At 52.1% G+C, this 5,337-nt stretch carries 2 tRNA genes and 3 rRNA genes; all 5 read right to left on the reverse strand.

The window, feature by feature from the left end:
• Nucleotides 1-80: 80 nt before the first annotated feature.
• The 5 genes from rrf to EGJ86_RS24575 all read right to left on the reverse strand — a co-directional run bounded on the left by rrf (nucleotide 81) and on the right by EGJ86_RS24575 (nucleotide 5,286).
• Nucleotides 81-196, reverse strand: a 5S ribosomal RNA gene (gene rrf, locus EGJ86_RS24555).
• 139 nt (nucleotides 197-335) lie between these two features.
• Nucleotides 336-3,228: ribosomal RNA gene (locus EGJ86_RS24560) — 23S ribosomal RNA — on the reverse strand.
• Nucleotides 3,229-3,489: 261 nt separating this feature from the next.
• Nucleotides 3,490-3,565, reverse strand: a tRNA-Ala gene (locus EGJ86_RS24565).
• Nucleotides 3,566-3,587: 22 nt separating this feature from the next.
• Nucleotides 3,588-3,664 (reverse strand) — tRNA-Ile (locus tag EGJ86_RS24570).
• An 85-nt stretch (nucleotides 3,665-3,749) separates the two neighbouring features.
• A 16S ribosomal RNA gene (locus tag EGJ86_RS24575) occupies nucleotides 3,750-5,286 on the reverse strand.
• The 16S, 23S and 5S rRNA genes sit together here with 2 tRNA genes alongside, the layout of an rRNA operon.
• Nucleotides 5,287-5,337 lie beyond the last annotated feature (51 nt).

Below are 5,337 nucleotides of genomic sequence, written 5' to 3' on the forward strand. Positions count from 1 at the left end.
ACGCGATGGCCTGAGAGTGTTTTCCACACTGCAAAGAAGAAACCCCAGACAGCTTTCGCGATCTGGGGTTTCGTATAGGAGCTTGACGATGACCTACTCTCACATGGTGAAGCACCACACTACCATCGGCGATGCGTCGTTTCACTACTGAGTTCGGGATGGGATCAGGTGGTTCCAACGCTCTATGGTCGTCAAGCAATTCGGTTGGGATGTCGCGGTTAGGCGCTATCCCTTGGATACGTGATAGATGATTTGTAGTTCTTGCAAATTTTCGGCTTTCTGTCGACTTCACCATCGACACCCTCTGCTTTGAGGGCAGATTGTTTGGGTGTTATATGGTCAAGCCTCACGGGCAATTAGTATTGGTTAGCTCAACGCCTCACAGCGCTTACACACCCAACCTATCAACGTCGTAGTCTTCGACGGCCCTTTAGGGAGCTCAAGGCTCCAGTGAGATCTCATCTTGAGGCAAGTTTCCCGCTTAGATGCTTTCAGCGGTTATCTTTTCCGAACATAGCTACCCGGCAATGCCACTGGCGTGACAACCGGAACACCAGAGGTTCGTCCAACCCGGTCCTCTCGTACTAAGGTCAGCCCCTCTCAAATCTCAAACGTCCACGGCAGATAGGGACCGAACTGTCTCACGACGTTCTAAACCCAGCTCGCGTACCACTTTAAATGGCGAACAGCCATACCCTTGGGACCGGCTTCAGCCCCAGGATGTGATGAGCCGACATCGAGGTGCCAAACACCGCCGTCGATATGAACTCTTGGGCGGTATCAGCCTGTTATCCCCGGAGTACCTTTTATCCGTTGAGCGATGGCCCTTCCATACAGAACCACCGGATCACTAAGACCTACTTTCGTACCTGCTCGACGTGTCTGTCTCGCAGTCAAGCGCGCTTTTGCCTTTATACTCTACGACCGATTTCCGACCGGTCTGAGCGCACCTTCGTACTCCTCCGTTACTCTTTGGGAGGAGACCGCCCCAGTCAAACTACCCACCATACACTGTCCTCGATCCGGATAACGGACCAGAGTTAGAACCTCAAGGTTGCCAGGGTGGTATTTCAAGGATGGCTCCATGAGAACTGGCGTCCCCACTTCAAAGCCTCCCACCTATCCTACACAAGCAAGCTCAAAGTCCAGTGCAAAGCTATAGTAAAGGTTCACGGGGTCTTTCCGTCTAGCCGCGGATACACTGCATCTTCACAGCGATTTCAATTTCACTGAGTCTCGGGTGGAGACAGCGCCGCCATCGTTACGCCATTCGTGCAGGTCGGAACTTACCCGACAAGGAATTTCGCTACCTTAGGACCGTTATAGTTACGGCCGCCGTTTACCGGGGCTTCGATCAAGAGCTTCGCTTGCGCTAACCCCATCAATTAACCTTCCGGCACCGGGCAGGCGTCACACCCTATACGTCCACTTTCGTGTTTGCAGAGTGCTGTGTTTTTAATAAACAGTCGCAGCGGCCTGGTATCTTCGACCGGCATGGGCTTACGTAGTAAATACTTCACCCTCACCGGCGCACCTTCTCCCGAAGTTACGGTGCCATTTTGCCTAGTTCCTTCACCCGAGTTCTCTCAAGCGCCTTGGTATTCTCTACCTAACCACCTGTGTCGGTTTGGGGTACGGTTCCTAGTTACCTGAAGCTTAGAAGCTTTTCCTGGAAGCATGGCATCAACCACTTCGCATTCTAAAAGAACGCTCGTCATCAGCTCTCGGCCTTGATCTCCCGGATTTACCTAAGAAATCAGCCTACCACCTTAAACACGGACAACCAACGCCGTGCTGGCCTAGCCTTCTCCGTCCCTCCATCGCAGTAACTAGAAGTACGGGAATATTAACCCGTTTCCCATCGACTACGCATTTCTGCCTCGCCTTAGGGGCCGACTAACCCTGCGTCGATTAACGTTGCGCAGGAAACCTTGGTCTTTCGGCGTGCGAGTTTTTCACTCGCATTGTCGTTACTCATGTCAGCATTCGCACTTCTGATACCTCCAGCAAGCTTCTCAACTCACCTTCACAGGCTTACAGAACGCTCCTCTACCGCTCATCCAAAGGATGAACCCGTAGCTTCGGTGTATGGTTTGAGCCCCGTTACATCTTCCGCGCAGGCCGACTCGACTAGTGAGCTATTACGCTTTCTTTAAAGGATGGCTGCTTCTAAGCCAACCTCCTAGCTGTCTAAGCCTTCCCACATCGTTTCCCACTTAACCATAACTTTGGGACCTTAGCTGACGGTCTGGGTTGTTTCCCTTTTCACGACGGACGTTAGCACCCGCCGTGTGTCTCCCGTGCTGACACTTGCTGGTATTCGGAGTTTGCATCGGTTTGGTAAGTCGGGATGACCCCCTAGCCGAAACAGTGCTCTACCCCCAGCAGTGATACACGAGGCGCTACCTAAATAGCTTTCGAGGAGAACCAGCTATCTCCGAGCTTGATTAGCCTTTCACTCCGATCCACAGGTCATCCGCTAACTTTTCAACGGTAGTCGGTTCGGTCCTCCAGTCAGTGTTACCTAACCTTCAACCTGCCCATGGATAGATCGCCCGGTTTCGGGTCTATACCCAGCGACTAAAGCGCCCTATTAAGACTCGCTTTCGCTACGCCTCCCCTATTCGGTTAAGCTCGCCACTGAATATAAGTCGCTGACCCATTATACAAAAGGTACGCAGTCACCCAACAAAGTAGGCTCCCACTGCTTGTACGCATACGGTTTCAGGTTCTATTTCACTCCCCTCTCCGGGGTTCTTTTCGCCTTTCCCTCACGGTACTGGTTCACTATCGGTCAGTCAGTAGTATTTAGCCTTGGAGGATGGTCCCCCCATGTTCAGACAAGGTTTCTCGTGCCCCGTCCTACTCGATTTCATTGATAAGAGCGTTTCGTGTACGGGGCTATCACCCACTACGGCGGCACTTTCCAGAGCCTTCCACTACACTCAAATCAACTTAAGGGCTAGTCCCCGTTCGCTCGCCACTACTTAGGGAATCTCGGTTGATTTCTTTTCCTCAGGGTACTTAGATGTTTCAGTTCCCCTGGTTCGCCTCTTGCACCTATGGATTCAGTACAAGATACCCGGCTTATGCCGGGTGGGTTCCCCCATTCAGAGATCTCTGGATCACAGTCTGTTTGCCGACTCCCCAAAGCTTTTCGCAGGCTACCACGTCTTTCATCGCCTCTGACTGCCAAGGCATCCACCGTATGCGCTTCTTCACTTGACCATATAACCCCAAGCAATCTGGTTACTGTCTCAATCGTGAAGACGACATTCGCCGAAAATTTGCGTCTTGAGAACTACAAATTTTACCTTGACCAGATCAATTGCCAGTGAAAGCAATTAATCAGTCACTTCTATCACATATCCAAATTTTTAAAGAACGATATTCGTACCGGTCAAAAGACCAGAAATCAGCACTCAACAGGTCAAACCTGAAGCGCTCATTTCTGAACTCTTTCTCTTCTCACCGTAACCGCGTAGAGAGTGGTGGAGCCAAGCGGGATCGAACCGCTGACCTCCTGCGTGCAAGGCAGGCGCTCTCCCAGCTGAGCTATGGCCCCGTATTCTTCTGCACCAAGCAATTGGTAGGTCTGGGCAGATTTGAACTGCCGACCTCACCCTTATCAGGGGTGCGCTCTAACCAACTGAGCTACAGACCTATAACAGGGTCGCGTTACAGCATCGTCTTCGACTATGAATCAAGCAATTCGTGTGGGAACTTATGAAGAAGCTGATGTCTTCGATTAAGGAGGTGATCCAGCCGCAGGTTCCCCTACGGCTACCTTGTTACGACTTCACCCCAGTCATGAATCACTCCGTGGTAACCGTCCCCCCGAAGGTTAGACTAGCTACTTCTGGAGCAACCCACTCCCATGGTGTGACGGGCGGTGTGTACAAGGCCCGGGAACGTATTCACCGTGACATTCTGATTCACGATTACTAGCGATTCCGACTTCACGCAGTCGAGTTGCAGACTGCGATCCGGACTACGATCGGTTTTATGGGATTAGCTCCACCTCGCGGCTTGGCAACCCTTTGTACCGACCATTGTAGCACGTGTGTAGCCCTGGCCGTAAGGGCCATGATGACTTGACGTCATCCCCACCTTCCTCCGGTTTGTCACCGGCAGTCTCCTTAGAGTGCCCACCATAACGTGCTGGTAACTAAGGACAAGGGTTGCGCTCGTTACGGGACTTAACCCAACATCTCACGACACGAGCTGACGACAGCCATGCAGCACCTGTGTCTGAGTTCCCGAAGGCACCAATCCATCTCTGGAAAGTTCTCAGCATGTCAAGGCCAGGTAAGGTTCTTCGCGTTGCTTCGAATTAAACCACATGCTCCACCGCTTGTGCGGGCCCCCGTCAATTCATTTGAGTTTTAACCTTGCGGCCGTACTCCCCAGGCGGTCAACTTAATGCGTTAGCTGCGCCACTAAGTTCTCAAGGAACCCAACGGCTAGTTGACATCGTTTACGGCGTGGACTACCAGGGTATCTAATCCTGTTTGCTCCCCACGCTTTCGCACCTCAGTGTCAGTATCAGTCCAGGTGGTCGCCTTCGCCACTGGTGTTCCTTCCTATATCTACGCATTTCACCGCTACACAGGAAATTCCACCACCCTCTACCGTACTCTAGCTCGCCAGTTTTGGATGCAGTTCCCAGGTTGAGCCCGGGGCTTTCACATCCAACTTAACGAACCACCTACGCGCGCTTTACGCCCAGTAATTCCGATTAACGCTTGCACCCTTCGTATTACCGCGGCTGCTGGCACGAAGTTAGCCGGTGCTTATTCTGTCGGTAACGTCAAAACAGCAAGGTATTAACTTACTGCCCTTCCTCCCAACTTAAAGTGCTTTACAATCCGAAGACCTTCTTCACACACGCGGCATGGCTGGATCAGGCTTTCGCCCATTGTCCAATATTCCCCACTGCTGCCTCCCGTAGGAGTCTGGACCGTGTCTCAGTTCCAGTGTGACTGATCATCCTCTCAGACCAGTTACGGATCGTCGCCTTGGTGAGCCATTACCTCACCAACTAGCTAATCCGACCTAGGCTCATCTGATAGCGCAAGGCCCAAAGGTCCCCTGCTTTCTCCCGTAGGACGTATGCGGTATTAGCGCCCGTTTCCGGACGTTATCCCCCACTACCAGGCAGATTCCTAGGCATTACTCACCCGTCCGCCGCTAAATCAAGGAGCAAGCTCCTCTCATCCGCTCGACTTGCATGTGTTAGGCCTGCCGCCAGCGTTCAATCTGAGCCATGATCAAACTCTTCAGTTCAATACTGCTTGGGTTTTGAGAAAACCCTAAACTTGGCTCAGCAATCGCAAA

Source organism: Pseudomonas sp. o96-267, from assembly GCF_003935465.1.
Lineage (GTDB): Bacteria > Pseudomonadota > Gammaproteobacteria > Pseudomonadales > Pseudomonadaceae > Aquipseudomonas > Aquipseudomonas sediminis.